Genomic DNA, 18548 nt, shown 5'->3' with positions numbered 1-18548 from the left:
TTGGAGGGGCGAACTGACAAGCCGGGAGTGAGCCTTGTGCTGTCTTGTGGCGAGGGAGCTTGCTCCCGCTGGGTCGCGAAGCGGCCCTAAAACCGGTCATTGCGTTTCAATTGGAAATAATGGGTGCATGTATTGGGTCTGCTGCGCAGACCAACGGGAGCAAGCTCCCTCGCCACAACGAGCCCGACCAACAGAAGGTCAGTTGCTTGAGAGCCGATCGCCCTTGGCGAATTTCCAGGTGCGGATGATTTCCAGGCGGTCCACGTCGTTCAGGTCACCGCTGAACGGCGCGAAAGGCGCGGCCAGGCGCACGATGCGCTGGGCGGCCTGGTCCAGCAGCGGTTGCCCGGAGGACTCGAGCACCTGCACCTCATATAACGTGCCGTCGCGGTTGATCGACACCAGCAGGCGCAAATTGCCATAAATCTGCTGGCGACGGGCCTCTTCGGGGTAGTTGAGGTTGCCGATGCGCTCGACTTTCTTGCGCCACTCGTCCTTATACCAGGCCCCTTTGTCACGCATGGTCGACGCGGCATTCAAGCGGTAGATGCGCGGGCGCTTGGCGTACAGCTGTTGCTCATGGGCCAGCTCGGCTTCCAGGCTGGAAATTTCGTCGGACAGCGTCGAGCTGTCGAAGGTCGGCGCCGGCTTCACCGGTTCAGGCGTCGGCTCGGTCTTGGTCTTCTCGCGCTGGGTCGGGGCTTTTTGCGGCTTGGGCGCGACGGTGGCCACCGCAGGCTTGGGCGTGGCCTGCTTGACCTCGGGCTTGGGCGCCGGAGGCGGCGTGACTTTATTCACCTTGTTGTCCTGGAACGGCGCCACTTCAGTGGTCTTGGGCACGGCTTTCTTGTCCAGGGTGCCGCTGCCTTGCTGGTTGTCCTGAGCGAGAAAGTCCGCTTTTTCAGGCTTCTTTTCGCTCTTGAACGTGGCGAGGGTGATTTCCAGGGTCTTGGTGATCTGCTTGGGTTCGACCAGGGTGAACCCCACCCCGAGGAGCACGGCCAGGTGAAGCAATGCGGCCAGGAACAGGGTAAATCCGAGCCGATCAGCCGGGCGCACGCCGCGGTGGGAGAGTTCGGGGGGCAGATCGGACGGGAGTGTCATGACAAAAAAACCAACATCGCGCGTTTCACAGGTGGCGCATGATAACGCAATGTTGGTGCGTGTCCGGCTGTTCTATGTCACTTGGCTTGTAGCTTGCGCTCAATGGCGCCCATCAGCATTTCGCCGATGTTCGTGCCATATGCATTGTCGATCTCACGGATACAGGTGGGGCTGGTGACGTTGATTTCGGTGAGGTGTTCACCAATTACGTCCAGGCCTACAAACAACAGGCCTTTTTCGCGCAGGGTCGGGCCGACCTGGCTGGCGATCCAGCGGTCCTTGTCCGACAACGGCCGTGCCTCGCCACGACCACCGGCCGCCAGGTTGCCACGGGTCTCGCCCGCCGCCGGGATCCGCGCCAGGCAGTAATCCACCGGCTCGCCGTCGATCATCAGAATGCGTTTGTCGCCGTCCTTGATCGCCGGCAGGTAGGCCTGGCCCATGATCTGCTGGGTGCCCAGGGCGGTCAGGGTCTCCAGGATCACCGACAGGTTCGGGTCGCCGGCGCGGTGACGGAAGATCGAGGTGCCACCCATGCCGTCCAGCGGCTTGAGGATCACATCGCCGTGCTGGGCGGCAAATTCACGCAGCACATCGGCGCGGCGGCTGACCACGGTCGGCGGCGTGCACTGCGGGAAGAGCGTGGCGAACAGCTTTTCGTTGCAGTCGCGCAGGCTCTGCGGCTTGTTGACGATCAGCACACCGGCGCGCTCGGCCTGCTCCAGCAGGTAGGTGGAGTAGACAAACTCCATGTCGAACGGCGGGTCCTTGCGCATCAGGATCACATCCAGGTCGCTCAACGGGCTGTCGATTTCGTCCTGCAACTCGAACCATTTCTCAGGGTTGGCAAACACCTGCAGCGGGCGCATGCGTGCGCGGGCCTCGCCGTCGCCCTGGTAAAGGTCGCGCTGTTCCATATAGAACAGGGTCCAGCCGCGGGCCTGGGCGGCCAGGAGCATGGCCAGCGAGCTGTCCTTTTTATAGGAAATGCTGGCAATAGGGTCCATGACAATGCCGACGCGAACGCTCATGGGGGATTTCCTCTGGCAAATTGGGCGCATAAAAGTGGCGTCAGAGTGGCGCTGCGGCTGTTGTGGGTCAAGGAAAAACCACCGGGCGGGTGCCTCGATAGATTGCTCCCCGAGACTGTGCTAAAAAGACTCCCACGGCGCAGCAGCCCTTGAATTGCATGGCTTGCGGCGCTCATCCTGTGAAGCATCAGGCAGTACACACCGAAAACCGATTCGCTGTGGCGATGGTAGAGCAACTATGGAACAGCATTCCAACGCCTTGAGAGTGATGGTGATCGACGATTCGAAAACCATCCGCCGCACCGCCGAGACGCTGTTGAAGAACGTGGGCTGCGATGTCATCACGGCCATCGACGGTTTCGATGCCCTGGCCCGGATTGTTGATCATCACCCGCACATTATCTTTGTCGACATCATGATGCCGCGCCTGGATGGTTATCAGACCTGCGCCCTGGTGAAGAACAACCCGGCGTTCAAGTCGATCCCGGTGATCATGCTGTCCTCCAAGGACGGCCTGTTCGACAAGGCCAAGGGGCGCATCGTGGGTGTCGATCAGTTTTTGACCAAGCCTTTCAGCAAGGAAGAACTGCTGAGCGCGATCAAGGCCTATGTGCCGGGGTTCGCAGCAGTAGAACAAGCACACTGACGCCGCCTCACAAGGGCTGGCGCCGACCAATGTAGCGGGGAAAACCATGGCACGCGTTCTGATCGTCGACGATTCGCCGACTGAAATGTACAAACTCACCGGCATGCTGGAAAAGCATGGTCACCAGGTGCTCAAGGCCGAAAACGGCGCGGACGGCGTGGCCCTGGCCCGTCAGGAAAAGCCCGATGCGGTCCTGATGGACATCGTGATGCCGGGTCTCAATGGCTTCCAAGCCACCCGGCAGCTGTCCAAGGAGCCGGAAACCAACGCCATCCCGATCATCATCATCACGACCAAAGACCAGGAAACCGACAAAATCTGGGGAGCACGCCAAGGCGCCAAGGACTACCTGACCAAGCCTGTGGATGAAGAAACCCTGATCGCCACCCTGAACAAGGTGCTGGCCGGTTAAAGGTTCGCGATCATGACCGAGTCGCAAACCGCCTTCGAGCTGTTGCTGGACATCGACCGCCGCTGCCGCTTGCTGGCGGCCGACCTGCCGTCCCAGGAAACCCGCCTGCAGCGCTGGAGCGGTATCGGTTTTCGCCTGGGTGAACAGTGGTATGTGGCGCCGATGGGTGAAATCGCCGAAGTGCTGCATGAGCCTCGCTGTACGCTGATGCCCGGGGTCAAGGCCTGGGTCAGGGGCGTGGCCAACCTGCGCGGGCGCTTGCTGCCGGTGATGGACCTGGGTGGTTTCCTCGGGCTTGCGCTGTCCAAGGCGCGCAGGCAACGGCGCGTGCTGGTGGTGGAATACAACGATCTGTTTGTCGGGCTGCTGGTGGACGAGGTGGTGGGGATGCAGCATTTCGCACAAGACGCCTTGCTGGCCAACGCCGGCCCCGGCGCGCCGTTTATCCAGGGCCGGTTCGACGGCGACCCACCGTGGCAGGTCTTCAGCCCCTTCGCTCTGGCCAAGGCCCCAGGCTTCATGGATGTCGCCGCATGACCACCGTTACCACGCCCAAACCCCAGGCCGGCTCGCGCAGCCGCTCACAGATCATCGTGCTGTTTATCGCCCTGATCGTGTTCATCATGCTGTTGTTCGCCAACTTCGCGTACCTCAACACCCAGTCCACCTACGACAAGCAATACATCGGCCACGCCGGTGAACTGCGTGTGCTGTCGCAACGTATAGCCAAGAACGCCACCGAAGCCGCCGCCGGCAAGGCGGCGGCGTTCAAGCTGCTGGGGGAGGCGCGCAACGACTTCGCTCAGCGCTGGGGTTACCTGAAAAAAGGCGATCCGGCTACCGGCCTGCCGGCGGCGCCCGGTGCGGTACGCGCCGAAATGCGCGCGGTGCAGACCGACTGGGAAGCACTGCTGAAAAACACTGACGCGATCCTCGCCAGCGAACAGACCGTGCTGTCCCTGCACCAAGTGGCGGCGACCCTGGCCGAAACCGTGCCGCAATTGCAGATGGAATCGGAAAAGGTCGTCGACATCCTGCTGCAGCGCGGCGCACCGGCCAGCCAGGTGGCCCTGGCCCAGCGCCAGTCGCTGCTGGCCGAGCGTATTCTGGGGGCGGTCAACACGGTACTGGCGGGCGATGAAACCGCCGTGCAGGCCGCCGATGCCTTTGGCCGCGATGCGGCGCGTTTCGGTCAGGTGCTTAATGGCATGCTCAACGGCAACCCGGGCCTGCGCATCACCCAGGTCGAAGACCATGACGCCCGCGCGCGGCTGACGGAAATCGCCGAGCTGTTCGAATTCGTCTCAGGCTCCGTGGATGAAATCCTCGAAACCTCACCGCAGTTGTTCCAGGTACGCGCCTCGGCGAGCAATATTTTCAACCTGTCGCAAACCCTGCTCGATGAGGCCTCGCACTTGGCCACCGGTTTCGAAAACCTGGCCAGCGGGCGCAGTTTCGACACCATCGGCGGTTATGTGCTGGGCTTGCTGGCGTTGACCTCGATCATCCTGATCGGCCTGGTGATGGTGCGCGAGACCAACCGCCAACTGCACGAGACCGCCGAGAAGAACGAGCGCAACCAGAACGCGATCATGCGTCTGCTCGATGAAATCGAAGACCTGGCCGACGGTGACCTCACCGTGACCGCCTCGGTCACCGAAGATTTCACCGGCACCATCGCCGATTCCATCAACTATTCCGTCGACCAGTTGCGTGATCTGGTCGCGACGATCAACCTCACCGCCGGCCAGGTTGCCGGCGCGGTGCAGGATACCCAGGCCACCGCCATGCACCTGGCCCAGGCCTCGGAGCATCAGGCCCAGCAGATCGCCGAGGCGTCCACCGCGATCAACCAGATGGCCCAGTCCATCGACCAGGTGTCGGCCAACGCCGCCGAATCCTCTGCGGTGGCGGAGCGTTCGGTAGAGATCGCCAACAAGGGCAACGAGGTGGTGCACAACACCATCCACGGCATGGACAACATTCGCGAACAGATCCAGGACACCGCCAAGCGCATCAAGCGCCTGGGCGAATCGTCCCAGGAGATCGGCGACATAGTCAGCCTGATCGACGACATTGCCGAGCAGACCAACATCCTCGCCCTCAACGCGGCGATCCAGGCGAGCATGGCCGGCGATGCCGGGCGTGGTTTTGCGGTGGTGGCCGATGAGGTGCAGCGCCTGGCCGAACGCTCATCGGCGGCCACCCGGCAGATCGAGACCCTGGTGCGGGCGATCCAGGCCGACACCAACGAAGCGGTGATCTCCATGGAGCAGACCACCACTGAAGTGGTGCGCGGAGCCCGGCTGGCCCAGGATGCGGGCGTGGCGCTGGAAGAAATCGAAGGCGTGTCGAAAACCCTGGCGGCGCTGATCCAGAGCATCTCCAACGCGGCGCAGCAACAGACTTCGTCGGCGGGTCAAATCTCGCTGACCATGAACGTGATCCAGCAGATCACCACGCAGACGTCGTCGGGGTCGACCGCCACGGCGGAAAGCATCGGCAATCTGGCGAAGATGGCCAGCCAGTTACGCAGGTCGGTGTCGGGCTTCACCCTTCCACCGCCCAAACAGGCTGATGATTGAAATGCGATCCAACTGTTTCAAGAACACCCACGAATTCCAAGCGGAGCAGTTATGGTTGACCGGCACGACTACGTGGCCCTCGAATGGGTCAAGGGCGACATTGCCGAAACCCTGAAACAGGCCCGTTCAGCGCTGGATGCGTTTGTCGAAACCCATGACGATGACGTGATCGGCCTGTGCCTGGCCGGTATCCACCAGGTGCATGGCGCGCTGCAAATGGTCGAGTTCTACGGCGCGGCGCTGCTGGCCGAAGAGATCGAGGAACTGGCCTTGGCGCTCCAGGCCGGGCAGGTGAGTCAGCGCGACGAAAGCATCCGCCTGCTGCAACAAGCCCTCGGCCAATTGCCGCTGTACCTCGACCGCGTGCACAGCGCTCGCCGCGACTTGCCGCTGGTCGTCCTGCCGCTGCTCAACGACCTGCGCAGCGCCCGCGGTGAAAGCCTATTGTCGGAAACCAGCCTGTTCAGCCCACAACTGCTGTCGATTGCGCCGCTGCCCGACGAGGCCCTGGCCCGGCGTGCGGTGCCGGACCTTCACGAGCAACTGCGCCAATGGCATCAACTGCTGCAACAGGCCCTCGCCGGGCTGTTGCGTGAAGACCACGGCCCAAGCAACCTGGAAGACATGGCGCGGGTGTTCGCCCGCCTCGAAGCGCTGTGCCAGGGCGCGCCGTTGTTGCCTTTGTGGCAGGTCACCTCGGCGCTGGTCGAGGGCATGCTCACCGGCGTGGTCGCCAACAGCCCGGCACTGCGCAGCCTGCTCAAGGCCAGCGGCAAGCAACTCAAGCGCCTGCTGGCCCAGAGTATTGACGGCATCAACCAGCCGGCGCCGGATGAATTGCTCAAAAGCCTGTTGTTCTACGTGGCCAAAGTCACCCGGCCGACGCCGCGCATGCAAAGCCTCAAGGAACGCTACGGCCTGGATGAGGCGTTGCCCGACAGTGCCGTGGTCGACGCTGAGCGCGCACGCCTGGCCGGGCCGGACCGCAATGCCATGGGCTCGGTGCTCGGTGCTTTGTGCGAGGAACTGGTGCGGGTCAAGGAGCGTCTCGACCTGTTCGTGCGCAGTGACCGCCAACACATCGACGACCTCGATGCGCTGCTGGCGCCGTTGCGGCAGATCGCCGATACCCTGGCGGTGCTGGGGTTCGGCCAGCCGCGCAAAGTGATCATCGACCAGTTGGCGGTCGTGCTCAGCCTGGCTCAAGGTCAACGCGAACCCAACGACGCGGTGCTGATGGATGTGGCCGGCGCGCTGCTCTATGTGGAAGCCACTCTGGCCGGAATGGCCGGCACCGTCGAGCCGGACAGTCGCGAAGAAAGCCGCCTGCCCACCACCGACCTGACCCAGATTCACCAATTGGTGATCCGCGAGTCCTGCCAATGCCTGCGCCAGGCCAAGGAACTGGTGATCGATTGCCTCGAAGCCGACTGGGACCTCCAGCGTCTGGAGTCCGTGCCGGAGCTGCTGAGCCAGGTGCGCGGTGCGCTGGCAATGATCCCCTTGCCCCGTGCGGCGAGCCTGATGCGCGGCTGCACCGATTATGTCGATGAGCAGTTGATGGTCAACGACGCCCCGCCGTCCGAGACGCAGTTGGGGCATTTTGCTGACGTGATCAGCGGCCTGGAGTACTACCTGGAACGCATGCTCCAGGACCCCGATGCTTCCGGCGAGCAGGTGCTGGAGCTGGCCACCCAAAGCCTGGCGGCGCTGGGCTACTTGCCGGCGGAGAAACCCTGGCGCCAGGCGCTGGTGGCGCCCGATGGTGCGTTGTCGGGCGAGACCGCGCCCAGCCAGTCCCAGTACGATGCGCTGGCCAACCCCACATCGCGCCTCAACCCGCCGGCCTTGCAGCGCCCCGGTAGTCTGCTGCCACCGCCGGCCGATGAAGCGCCTGTCGACGATGAGCTGCGTGAAGTCTTCCTCGAAGAAACCGACGAAGTTCTGGAAGTGCTGCACCGCCACCTGCCCAACAGCGCCGACAAAGCCGCCCAGGGCGAAATGCGCCGCGCCTTCCACACGTTGAAAGGCAGTGGCCGGATGGTGCGCGCCCTGGTGCTGGCGGAGCTGGCCTGGGCCGTGGAAAACCTGCTTAACCGCGTGCTGGAACGCAGCGTGGCCCTAGGCCCGCAGATACAACAGGTGTTGGACGAAGCGGTGGCCCTGCTGCCGGAACTGATCGCCGACTTTGCGACTGACGACCAACGCCAGCGCAGTGAAGTCGATGCCCTGGCCGCCCGCGCCCACGCGTTGGCCAACGGTGTCGCCGTGTCGGCTGCCGAGCCCCACGACCCGATGCTGCTGGAGATCTTCCGCAATGAAGCCCAGAGCCACCTGGACAGCCTCAACCGCTTCTTGCGCCAGGCTGCCGAGCATGTGCCGCTGCAAGTCAGCGATGAGTTGCAACGCGCCCTGCACACCCTCAAGGGCAGCGCCTACATGGCCGGCGTGTTGCCGATCGCCGAACTGGTACGCCCGCTGGACCACCTGACCCGCGAATACAAGGCCCATCGCTTGCCGTTGGACCTGGATGAAGTGGAGTTGCTGCTCGACGCCGAGGGCCTGTTTCAGCAAGGGTTGCGCCAGCTGGACCGTGACCCGCGGGTGCCGATCAAGGGCGCGCAAGACTTGATCGACCGTACTCAAGCCTTGCTCGACCATCAGTTGGCGGCGCTGCTCGACGCTCCCAACACCGGCCTGCGCATCAAGCGCGACCCCCAACTGATCGCCAACTTCCTGGCCCAGGGCATGGACATCCTGCTCGATGCCGAGAGTCTGCTGCGCCGCTGGCAACAACACCCTGGCGAGCGCCAGGAACTCACGGCATTGCTGGATGAACTGACCACGCTGGGGGAGGGCGCGCACGACGCCGACCTGCACGCCATCGATGCGTTGTGTGAAGCCTTGCTCGATCTTTACGGCGCGGTGGAAGAAAGCAGCCTGGCGGTCAGCGCGCGGTTTTTCCAGGAGGTCGAACAAGCCCATGAAGCGCTGATCAACATGCTCGATCAACTGGCCGCCGGCCAGGAAATCGGCCCGGCGCCGGCACGTGTGCAGGCCCTGCGCGAACTGCTGGATGGCGCTCTGGACCCGTCCGCCACCGGGCTGATCAAGGGCGACGGCCAGCGCGCCCCGGACATCGCCGAGTTGGGCGCCGTCACGGCGCGGTTGAATCACGAAACAGCGATGGATGAGGAGATCGTCGAGATCTTCCTCGAAGAAGCCGTAGACATCCTCGACAGCGCCGGTCAGGCCCTCAAACGTTGGTTACTGGCGCCGGAAAACGCGGCACCGTTGTCCTCGCTGCAGCGCGACCTGCACACCCTCAAGGGCGGGGCGCGTATGGCCGAAATCGTCCCGGTGGGCGAGTTGGCCCACGAGTTGGAATGCCTCTATGAAGGCTTGGTGGACCGTCGCTACAGCTACTCCACCGAGCTCTCACAGGTGCTGATGGCCAGCCATGAGCGCCTGGCCTTGCAACTGGACGAGCTGCAACGGCAGCAGCCCTTGAGCGACAGCGCCGCGCTGGTCGGCAAGTTGCGCGAACTGCGCCAGGCCGGCACGCCGGCACCGGCGGCCGCGGCGCCGGAAACGTCCAGCACCGATCCGGAGCTGCTGGAGATTTTCCTCGAAGAGGCCGCCGATATTCTCGACAGCTCAGGCGCCGCCTTGCTGCGCTGGCAGGCCGAGCCGAACAGTCGCCAGGAGGTCGAAACCCTGCTGCGCGACCTGCACACTCTCAAGGGTGGCGCACGGATGGTCGAGATCGGCCCGATTGGCGACCTGGCCCATGAACTGGAGTTTCTCTACGAAGGGCTGTCCGCCGGCTCGCTCGCGCTGTCCCCCGAGCTGTTTGCGCTATTGCAGGGCTGCCATGACCGCCTGGCGCAGATGATCGATGCCGTGGCGGATGGCTTGCCGGTGGGCTCGGTGGACAAGCTCATCGAACGTATCAAAAGCCTGGTGCACCCCAGCGACGAGCCTGTGCTGCCGGTGGCATTGCCGGCGGGCAAGGTCGAAGCGGCGGTTGATCCGGCTGCCGACATGGTGAAAATCTCCGCCGAGCTGCTGGACGACCTGGTCAACCTGGCCGGTGAGACCTCGATCTTCCGGGGGCGCATCGAACAGCAAGTCAATGACGCACGCATCGCCCTGCATGAGGTCGAGACCACCATCGAACGCATGCGCGACCAACTGCGCCGCCTCGACAGCGAAACCCAGGGCCGCATCCTCAGCCGTCAGCAGGCCGAGGCCGAGCGCCTGTACGAGGAATTCGACCCGCTGGAAATGGACCGCCATTCGCAGTTGCAACAGCTGTCCCGTGCGCTGTCCGAGTCGGCCTCCGACCTGCTCGACCTCAAGGACACCCTCGACCGGCGTAACGAAGACGCGCACGACCTGTTGCAGCAACAGGCGCGTATCAACACTGAGCTGCAGGAAGGCTTGATGCGTACGCGCATGGTGCCGTTCGAACGCATGCTGCCGCGCCTCAAGCGCATCGTGCGCCAGGTGGCGGGCGAGCTGGGCAAGGACGTGGAGTTCATCGTCGGCAACGCCGAGGGCGAGATGGACCGCAACGTGCTGGAGCGCATGGCGGCGCCGCTGGAGCATATGCTGCGCAACGCCGTCGACCACGGCCTGGAGTCCCGCGAGGTGCGCCTGGCGGCCGGTAAACCGGAGAAGGGCCGCATCACCTTGGACCTGACCCACGAAGGTGGCGACATTGTCTTCGATATGCGCGACGACGGTGCCGGCGTGCCTCTGGACGCGGTACGGCGCAAGGCGATCAAGCGCGGCTTGCTGGCCCCCCATCAAGAAATGAGCGACCGCGACGTGTTGCAGTTCATTTTACAGCCGGGCTTTTCCACCGCAGAAAAAATCACCCAGATTTCCGGGCGTGGCGTGGGCATGGACGTGGTGCACGAAGAAGTGCGCCAGCTCGGTGGTTCGATGGTGATCGACTCGACACCGGGCGCCGGCGTGCACTTTCGCATTCGCCTGCCTTTTACCGTGTCGGTCAACCGCGCGCTGATGGTGCAATGCGCGGACGAGCAATACGCGATCCCGCTCAACACCATTGAAGGCCTGGTGCGGGTGCTGCCCCATGAATTGGCGGGGCACTACCAGCAGGACCCGCCGTGCTACGAATATGCCGGCCAGCGCTACGAACTGTTCTATCTGGGCGATCTGCTGCACACCGTCGGCCGCCCGAAATTACTGGGTCAATACCAGCCCGTGCCGGTACTGCTGGTGCAGTGCAATGAGCGCCACGTGGCGGTGCATGTGGATGCCATGGCCGGTACCCGCGAGATCGTCGTCAAGGGCCTGGGCCCACAGTTTTCCGGGGTGCAGGGCTTGTCCGGGGCGACCATCCTGGGCGACGGCCGCGTGGTGTTGATCATCGATTTGCTGGCGCATATCCGCGCGCGGCCACCGGCCTTGCCGGCGCAGGCGGTGGATGCGCCGCTGATTCTCAACGACCCGCTGAAAAAGCGCCCGCTGCTGGTGCTGGTGGTGGACGATTCGGTCACCGTGCGCAAAGTCACCAGCCGCCTGCTGGAGCGCAACGGCATGAACGTGCTCACCGCCAAGGACGGCATCGACGCCCTCGCCGTGCTTGAAGAACATACCCCGGACCTGATGCTGCTCGACATCGAAATGCCGCGCATGGACGGCTTCGAAGTGGCGATCCAGGTGCGCAATGACCCGCGTCTGATGCGCCTGCCGATCATCATGATCACCTCGCGCACCGGCCAGAAACACCGCGACCGTGCCATGGCCATCGGCGTCAACGACTACCTCGGCAAGCCGTACCAAGAGTCGGTGCTGCTGGAAAGCATCGCCTACTGGAGCAAGTCCCATGCTTGATCACCGCGCCAGCCAACTCACCGGGTTGCTGCTGCCCCTGGCGGACCGGCACCTGATACTGCCCAACGTTGCCATTGCCGAACTGATCGACTTCCAGCGCGGAGAACCCGCCAGCGATGCACCGCCGTGGTATTTGCGGCAAGTGGCGTGGCGGGACCGGCAGATTCCGTTGATCAGCTTTGAGGCGGCGTGCGGTGAGGTCTGCGTCACCGGCGAACGCTCGCGGATTGTGGTGTTGAATGCGCTGGGCGGGCGGCCGACATTGAAGTTTATTGCGCTGGTGATCCAGGGTATTCCGCGGTCGTACAAGCTCGATAGCGAGTTGAGCTATGTGGACGTGCCGCTGTGCCCATTGGAACTGGCGGCGGTGCAAGTGGGGGAACAGGTGGCGAAGGTGCCGGATTTGATGGGGATCGAAGCCTTACTGGTTGAGTCTGGCTTGGCCTGAACACAAAACACTGCAAATGGTTTTTATCGTTTTCGACGCTAATATTGGATTTATTATCAAATTGAAGTGGCTATTAGCCTTTTCGTGGATGCGAAATTATTATTTTCGCCTACTATCCCCTGATAGTTATCATTTTTTAGCTCTCGTTAGGGAACTCGACAATGCAAGTAGGCTTCAAGGCGCTTGCCGACCGCTACCGAATCGCGCTGGTACAACCTCTGCGCGTCGAATCGGTAATCGGTACGACACGGATGAGCCGCGAAAGAGATGGGCATGTCGAGCGCAAGTATCCTGCCAGCTACCAGCCGGCGGACGACTTCGCAGGGCATTTCGAATTTGGGCTCAAGTACGAAGACCTCCACCTCGAATTTTTCGCCCGACTGTTTTCGGTTATTGGCCCTAAGCCTGTTGAAGCCTGGTGCCGGCAGGCGCCTTTTGGTCAATATGCTCGCCGCACGGGATTCCTGTATGAGTGGCTGACCGGAAAGCACCTTGATGTGCCGGATGTCACTAATGGCGGTTATGTCGATGCTGTATCTGCACAGCATTACTTGACTCGTGTTGAACCGCTGCGGGTTCGGCGCTGGCGCATCAACGATAATCTTCCCGGTGTGCCAGCATTCTGCCCGTTGGTTCGTCGTACCGAATCTGTTCAAGAAGCACTGCAATTTGACTTGGGTTTGGCCCTGCGCGAGCTGAACCAAACCTTTGGCACCGACATCCTGATGCGCACGGCCAGTTGGCTGACCCTCAAGGAGTCGCGCTCGAGCTTTCTGATCGAGAGGGAGGCAGATAAGGCCGACAGGATCCAGCGATTTGCCCATGTGATCGCCCAGCACTGTGGCCTTATCGAGGATCCGTTGAGTAACGACAGCCTGCACACGTTGCAAGCCGGTATTCTGGGGCATGAGGCGCTCGGGCTGGGCCTGCGACGCTCGCCGGTCTTCGTGGGGCAGGCGACGATGCGCGAGGATATCGTGCACTACATCGCGCCGGCCTTTGAGGCGCTGCCGCACTTGCTCGGTGGCCTAAAAGCATTCGAGCTGGCCACACGCGGCGCCGAACCGTTGGCCCGGGCGGCGGCAATCGCTTTTGCCTTTGTGTATATCCATCCGATGCGCGATGGCAATGGTCGGATTCATCGTTTCTTGATCAACGATATCTTGATCCGTGATAAGGCGGTGCCGGAGGGCGTGATCCTGCCTGTATCGGCCACTATCATCAGTTCGATTGATTTTCGGGCGCGTTATGACCGCACGTTGGAAGTGTTTTCGCGGCCATTTATGCAACGCTATGCAGCGTCCTATCGTTTTGGAAAAGTCGCCGTCTACAAAGACGGCACCTCAAGCAACCTGGTCTTCGATGACTACGACGACGCGCACTTTGCATGGCGCTATCCTGATCTGACCGAGCACGTGTTGTACACGGCGCAGGTCGTGGCGCATACCGTCCGCACCGAGATGGCTGATGAAGCGCGTGTACTCATCACTTTCCAGCTTGCCCAGGAGCGGCTCAAGGACGTGCTTGAAATGCCTGATCAAGACGCGAACCGCATCATTCGCTCGCTCAAGGAAAATGGCTGGCAGGTATCCGGCAAACTGAAGAAAGCCTATCCGCAGTTGGACGATGCAGGCCGCACAGAGCGTGTTGTGGAAGCCGTGCGATCGGCATTTGAAGAGCGAGAAGTGGGGAGTGGCGAAGAGTGATTGGGGCGGTATTGGGCCGTGCATGAACTTCTCGTGGACTACTATCCAACAGGCGCTACTGAGCAAATGTGGGAAAGCCCCCTCCCACTCCTCAACCAATCCGTGCAAACCGCTCACCGGTTGCTTCCGATACCCGGCCAGCTATAAGTCGTAGGCACTTTGCTTCGACGACCATCACCGGGCGGTATGTCGGAATAGGATGGAGTTGCTGTAGGCGAGTTCTGTATTTGGATTAGGCGGGTTTTCAGGCCGGAGGGGAATGGCTAGTTTCTGCGCTTCTCACTGCCAGCAAGGATCCGCAAATGACCGTACCGTTAATGCCGCCCGGTGTTTCGATGCTTGAAAACATGGCGATATCCAACGTTGCGGGCAGCAGGCGTCGCTCAAACATTCGCAAAAACCACCACGCCTGAGTTTGGATCATGGTGGGGCGATGACCCTTTTGGCGATGATCCTCGCGATCAATATTGGTTAAGAAGGGGGATTGAATATGCAATTTCTCAGGGCTACTAAGAGCCTCTTACCTGTCCTGCGCAACAGCCTTCTGGTGGCCTGTCTGATTTACATCGCAGGCAGTTGGATCATGTCATCCGGTACACCGGATCTGGACAAAGTGGTTTTGAAACACTCCCTAGGCAACGGTAGCTCAATTTATGGCGTGCGTGACGGGCAGGGCGGCGCGACAGTGGGGTTTTCCTTCAGATACTACGTTCATAAGGATTTGGGCAGTGATCGAGAGATACTGGCGACATTGGTTTCGGCACATCCATTTCTAAAAACCAAGGAGCCTGATGTCCAAGTGACCCAGGCGGATGGAGCCATCCGCCTCATTGTTCGTGGGGAGGTTTATGAGTACCGCAGCTATCCGCTTGAAGCTTTGGGGGCTGTGAGCATCGACATGAGGCTGTAGGCCTGCCCCTGCGGGCTTCGGATTTTTCCTGCAAGATGTTGGGCTGTGCGTGAACTTGTCGTGGGTGCTCAGCGCGCCTAGTCTTCGTCCCGTCATCGCAAAAAACGGTGACACGGACGTGCAAGTCCGATGAAACTGTTTAGGCGTACAAACGCCCAGCCATCCAACGGGCGTTTTTTGTGCTCGCTGCTTTATGGCGGCTGCGCGCAGGAGGTCTTCGGACCTGCTGGGTGTCCTAAACAGGCCCGGTCTTGCACACCTGCGCACGGTCGCCACCCTATTCGCGTGCAAGCGAACGGTGGCGCTCCTTACTAACTGTTTAGGAGTTTCATCATGGTCAAACCTACCCCCAATCCACCCCTCTTCACCGTAACCCCCCACCAGGACACCGAAACCCTGTTGGTCAACGCCAGCGAAACGCTGTCCTCGCTCAACGCACTCACCTGCAAACTTGCCTTCGACCTGGACACTTCCCAGCGCGCAATCATGCTCGGGATCCAGCAGATGGCCGAGTTGGGGCATTTGCTAGTGGATCAGGCACTGGAAAATATTTCCCCCACACCTGCGGCTTAGAACTTGATCGTTCCCAAAAAGGGACCTATCGTTCCCTTTTTGGGACTCTTCGGTCGCCGCCATGCAAACCCTGCCTATCAGCACTGCGCTCTTCACCGCCACCCAGCAAAAGGTGTTTGGCCTGCTTTTCGGCAAACCCGACCAAAGTTTCTTCACCAATGAAATCGCGCGCTGGGCCCAAGTGGGCAAGGGCAGTCTCACCCGAGAGCTGGAGCGCTTGCAGTCGGCGGGCATTTTGAGCATGACGCGCCAGGGCAACCAAACCCACTACCAAGCCAACCCCCAATGCCCGATCTACTCGGAACTGCTAGCCATCGTGCGCAAAACGCTGAGCCTGGACGAGCCTTTGCGCAATGCATTGGCACCGTTCGTCGAGCACATAACCTGGGCCTTTATCTACGGGTCCATCGCCAAGGGTGAGGCGCACTCATCCAGTGACATAGATCTCATGCTGATTGGCGAAAGCCTCAACTACAGTGAAGTCATGGAGCAGCTCATGCCGCTGGAAGAGCAGCTGGGCCGCACCATCAACCCGACGCTTTACACCCCCGAAGACTGGATCGGCAAATGGAATGCCGGGAACAGTTTTGTGCAGCGGGTCGTGCAACAGGACAAGATCAATCTGATTGGGGGCAACCCCCTGGAATCCAGTGACTGGCCATGAGTGGAGATAGCGCGGTTCGTTCAGACACCGCCCGTACCACATGAAATTGCGTTCGTTTGTTGACCTCAATCAATCCGCGAAAACCGCTCGATCAATACAGCACCAGAAAATCAGCAATCAGCGTTCCTGCCAGGTACACCATCAAAATTGCCACACCCGCGTCCAATAAACGCCAGACCTTTGCCGAACGAAACAGCCTCGTCAGCCTTTGACATCCCAATGCCAAAGCCACAAACCACACCAGCGATGCGGTCATCGCTCCGCTGGCAAACGACGCTTGTTGGCTGACGGGCTTTGCGGCACCAATAGAGCCAATCAGCACCACGGTATCAAGCCAGGCATACGGATTGGCAAATCCAAGTATTACTGCTGTGCGCAGCAATCCCCGTTGTGAGGTGAGGTTGCCCTGAGTATCCGGCGTCGACTGGTTATGCACACACGCCAATAACCTCTGCCAGCCAAACCACAACAGATAGGCCGCTCCCGATAACAGCAGAAGCGCCACCAGACCGGGCTGACTGTCGAGCAACGATCCCAACCCCAATACCCCAAGACCGATAAGAATGATATCGGCGAACACGCATACGGCCACCACCCCCCAGACAGGACCGCGACTGACACCCTGGCGAATGACCAGCGTGTCCTTTGGTCCAGGCGCGGCGAACAGTCCAATGCCCAATAGCAGACCTTCGAGATAAAGGGCGTTGAGGTCAGGAATCATTAAGTGCTCGGTCGCCTGGGTATCAGGTCAATTGAAGGGGGTGATTGCCGAAACCGGTATGGCGTGCATTGACGGTGGCTTTCAAGTCGATCGGCTGATGGCGGAAAAAACCTGTCAGTTCCTGCTCCGCATCAGGGTTGACGAAGTAAATAAGAGAGCTGCGTGGCGTTGGTGTTCGAGGCGTCAGAACCGCGTGGTATGCGGCGGGAATCGCGTAGTCTGAGAGCTCGGTCAGTAACGATCCGGCCAGGATTGCAATCTCGTTCTCCAAGAGGCGTACTGGCTCCAGTGAGCTGCCTCGAACCAGAACGAGGCCGTCACGCGTAGGTTTGATAAACGACAGCAAATGGCCATCCTCGTGAGGGTCCTGAGCAAACTGGCGCTTATCAGACCCGGAGTTGGCTCCATAGACACACAGTTGCAGATAGGACGCCGCACGCAAAGAGGTCAAGGAAGTGGCCCCAAACTCCGCGCAAACTCCGTCCATCAGTTCCTGTGCAAGCTCGCTGATCTGTCGTTCAAAAGCATCAACGGCAGCAAAAAACTCACTTCGTATGAACTCAAAAGCCTTTCGTTTTGATGAGTGCACAGGCCAGTAACAAAATCGCTCACACAGATCTGGTTGATCCTCAATGCTCGAGTACTCGGCGCCAAAGGGGAAAAATCCATCGGTGTCTTTCGCGAAGGAAAACGAGGCCTTGGTGGCTGGCGATATTGCGGAGTATTCATCAACGATTTTTTTGCAATCCTGCAGCATGGCTTCTGATATTTGCAGGCTGCCGAAGCCTGTTCGAACAATGGATTCACAGCACGCTTTGATGTGGGTCATGGCTATATCCAAAGGTAGATGTAAAGGAATGCAACAAACACTGGGTTCGCAAGCATGCGAGAAACTACGACACTGGATATGACCGACTAAAAGGGACCCATCCATGTCCTTCACAACATCGCCAGCAGATGGCGATTGTGCTGGATTAAAGTCACGTGGCGGCGGACAGGGTGTCTTTTTTGGTGGACAAAGACATGACGTTCACCCAAAGACTGGGAACTGAAAACTGCGCATGAACATAAAAACGCGAGATACCCTCAAGTCACTGATTGCGCGGCGCGGCCGAGAGTTGGGCAAGCCCCTGACGAGGTTGGCCAAGGAGGCGGGGATCTCCAGGACTTACCTGTACGGTCTGGCGGATGGGGCGTCCAAAGACCCGTCGGTACGCACGCTGATCAAGCTGGCCAAGGCGTTGCAGGTTTCGCCTCTGTTGTTGTTTCGCTACTTTGCCGACCTGACAGGCGCGCCCGCCAATGCTTGCTCGATGGCTATGACCAATCGAGCCATTGGTGTTCATGATCCGCAGGACGTCGCAGTGTTCAACGCCGATGTCACGATGCCTGATCAAACTGTCGTAATGCCAGGGGAGGTGTTTCAGAAAACCTGGGAGATTCAGAACCTGGGCACACGACCCTGGCGCGGGCGACGACTGGTGCGTGTGGACGGGGAATATGTAATTGCCCGCCGGGCTGACGCACAAGGTCAGTTGGAGGTCGTGCTGGACACTCACCTGCGTAGCTTGCACAGCGAGCTCCCCATTGCCGATACGCTGCCGGGGCAGCCCGTGCATATCAGTGTGGAGTTTGCGGCCCCCAGGGAAACCTGCACGTTGGCTTCAATCTGGAGAATTGAGGATGCGCAGGGAAAACCTTGCTATGGGCCTGCGTTCATTTTGCATGTGTTGGTCAATGTTATGGCGCGTTGAACGCTGCGGGCACTATTGGTGGATAGCGCGCTGGAGCAGGTCAGCCCTTCGCCGCAAAAGGTCCCAAACAGGGACTGATCATTCCCTTTTTGGGACCGCTATCCCACCAACACCAATGAGCAAACT

15 protein-coding genes are annotated in these 18548 nt (G+C 60.7%); 11 read left to right on the top strand and 4 right to left on the bottom strand.

Annotated elements, in window-relative coordinates; all coding sequences use genetic code 11:
- Positions 1 to 198: 198 nt before the first annotated feature.
- Both V6M90_RS14210 and gshB read right to left on the bottom strand, forming a co-directional pair.
- Complete coding sequence (locus tag V6M90_RS14210; RefSeq protein WP_003176674.1) at positions 199 to 1104, bottom strand: energy transducer TonB; 906 nt, start codon at positions 1102 to 1104, stop codon at positions 199 to 201.
- Positions 1105 to 1181: 77 nt separating this feature from the next.
- The gene (gene gshB / locus V6M90_RS14205; RefSeq protein ID WP_003176673.1) at positions 1182 to 2135 is read right to left on the bottom strand and encodes a glutathione synthase; all 954 of its coding nucleotides are present in this window, start codon (positions 2133 to 2135) and stop codon (positions 1182 to 1184) included.
- 238 nt (positions 2136 to 2373) lie between these two features.
- Between gshB and pilG the strand changes: the two genes are divergently transcribed.
- The 10 genes from pilG to V6M90_RS14155 all read left to right on the top strand — a co-directional run bounded on the left by pilG (position 2374) and on the right by V6M90_RS14155 (position 15947).
- Positions 2374 to 2781: a twitching motility response regulator PilG gene (gene pilG / locus V6M90_RS14200; RefSeq protein ID WP_003176671.1), complete on the top strand. Its 408-nt coding sequence runs from the start codon at positions 2374 to 2376 to the stop codon at positions 2779 to 2781.
- A 46-nt stretch (positions 2782 to 2827) separates the two neighbouring features.
- The gene (pilH, locus tag V6M90_RS14195; RefSeq protein ID WP_003176670.1) at positions 2828 to 3193 is read left to right on the top strand and encodes a twitching motility response regulator PilH; all 366 of its coding nucleotides are present in this window, start codon (positions 2828 to 2830) and stop codon (positions 3191 to 3193) included.
- Between the two features lie 12 nt (positions 3194 to 3205).
- On the top strand, positions 3206 to 3730 hold the full coding sequence (locus tag V6M90_RS14190) for a chemotaxis protein CheW (RefSeq protein ID WP_003176669.1): 525 nt from the start codon (positions 3206 to 3208) through the stop codon (positions 3728 to 3730).
- The gene (locus V6M90_RS14185) at positions 3727 to 5778 is read left to right on the top strand and encodes a methyl-accepting chemotaxis protein (protein WP_003176668.1); all 2052 of its coding nucleotides are present in this window, start codon (positions 3727 to 3729) and stop codon (positions 5776 to 5778) included. The genes V6M90_RS14190 and V6M90_RS14185 overlap by 4 nt, the downstream gene beginning before the upstream one ends.
- A 51-nt stretch (positions 5779 to 5829) precedes the next feature.
- Positions 5830 to 11646, top strand: a complete 5817-nt coding sequence (locus V6M90_RS14180; RefSeq protein WP_332846702.1) for a hybrid sensor histidine kinase/response regulator — start codon at positions 5830 to 5832, stop codon at positions 11644 to 11646.
- Positions 11639 to 12094 (top strand): chemotaxis protein CheW, encoded by a 456-nt coding sequence (locus tag V6M90_RS14175; RefSeq protein ID WP_205490989.1) that lies wholly within the window; start codon positions 11639 to 11641, stop codon positions 12092 to 12094. Before V6M90_RS14180 ends, V6M90_RS14175 begins: the two co-directional genes overlap by 8 nt.
- Positions 12095 to 12255: 161 nt before the next feature.
- Positions 12256 to 13800 carry a Fic family protein gene (locus V6M90_RS14170; protein WP_305428033.1) on the top strand — a complete coding sequence of 515 codons (1545 nt, stop codon included), beginning with the start codon at positions 12256 to 12258 and terminating at the stop codon, positions 13798 to 13800.
- 490 nt (positions 13801 to 14290) lie between these two features.
- Positions 14291 to 14710 (top strand): hypothetical protein, encoded by a 420-nt coding sequence (locus V6M90_RS14165; RefSeq protein WP_332846729.1) that lies wholly within the window; start codon positions 14291 to 14293, stop codon positions 14708 to 14710.
- Positions 14711 to 15043: 333 nt separating this feature from the next.
- Complete coding sequence (locus V6M90_RS14160; RefSeq protein ID WP_332846701.1) at positions 15044 to 15283, top strand: DUF6124 family protein; 240 nt, start codon at positions 15044 to 15046, stop codon at positions 15281 to 15283.
- Between the two features lie 61 nt (positions 15284 to 15344).
- On the top strand, positions 15345 to 15947 hold the full coding sequence (locus tag V6M90_RS14155) for a nucleotidyltransferase domain-containing protein (protein ID WP_141062900.1): 603 nt from the start codon (positions 15345 to 15347) through the stop codon (positions 15945 to 15947).
- 91 nt (positions 15948 to 16038) lie between these two features.
- Here the strand turns inward: V6M90_RS14155 and V6M90_RS14150 are convergent, their stop codons facing one another.
- Together V6M90_RS14150 and V6M90_RS14145 are read right to left on the bottom strand one after the other, a co-directional pair.
- A complete protein-coding gene (locus V6M90_RS14150; protein WP_332846700.1) occupies positions 16039 to 16668 on the bottom strand; it encodes a LysE/ArgO family amino acid transporter in 630 nt (209 codons plus the stop codon).
- A 22-nt stretch (positions 16669 to 16690) separates the two neighbouring features.
- Complete coding sequence (locus V6M90_RS14145; RefSeq protein WP_141062902.1) at positions 16691 to 17497, bottom strand: 2OG-Fe(II) oxygenase; 807 nt, start codon at positions 17495 to 17497, stop codon at positions 16691 to 16693.
- A 232-nt stretch (positions 17498 to 17729) separates the two neighbouring features.
- Between V6M90_RS14145 and V6M90_RS14140 the strand changes: the two genes are divergently transcribed.
- Positions 17730 to 18422 (top strand): NBR1-Ig-like domain-containing protein, encoded by a 693-nt coding sequence (locus V6M90_RS14140; protein ID WP_305428028.1) that lies wholly within the window; start codon positions 17730 to 17732, stop codon positions 18420 to 18422.
- Positions 18423 to 18548: the final 126 nt, after the last annotated feature.

This window comes from Pseudomonas lactucae, assembly GCF_036688725.1.
GTDB classification, from domain to species: domain Bacteria; phylum Pseudomonadota; class Gammaproteobacteria; order Pseudomonadales; family Pseudomonadaceae; genus Aquipseudomonas; species Aquipseudomonas lactucae.
This window is presented reverse-complemented; position numbering and strand designations above follow the sequence as displayed.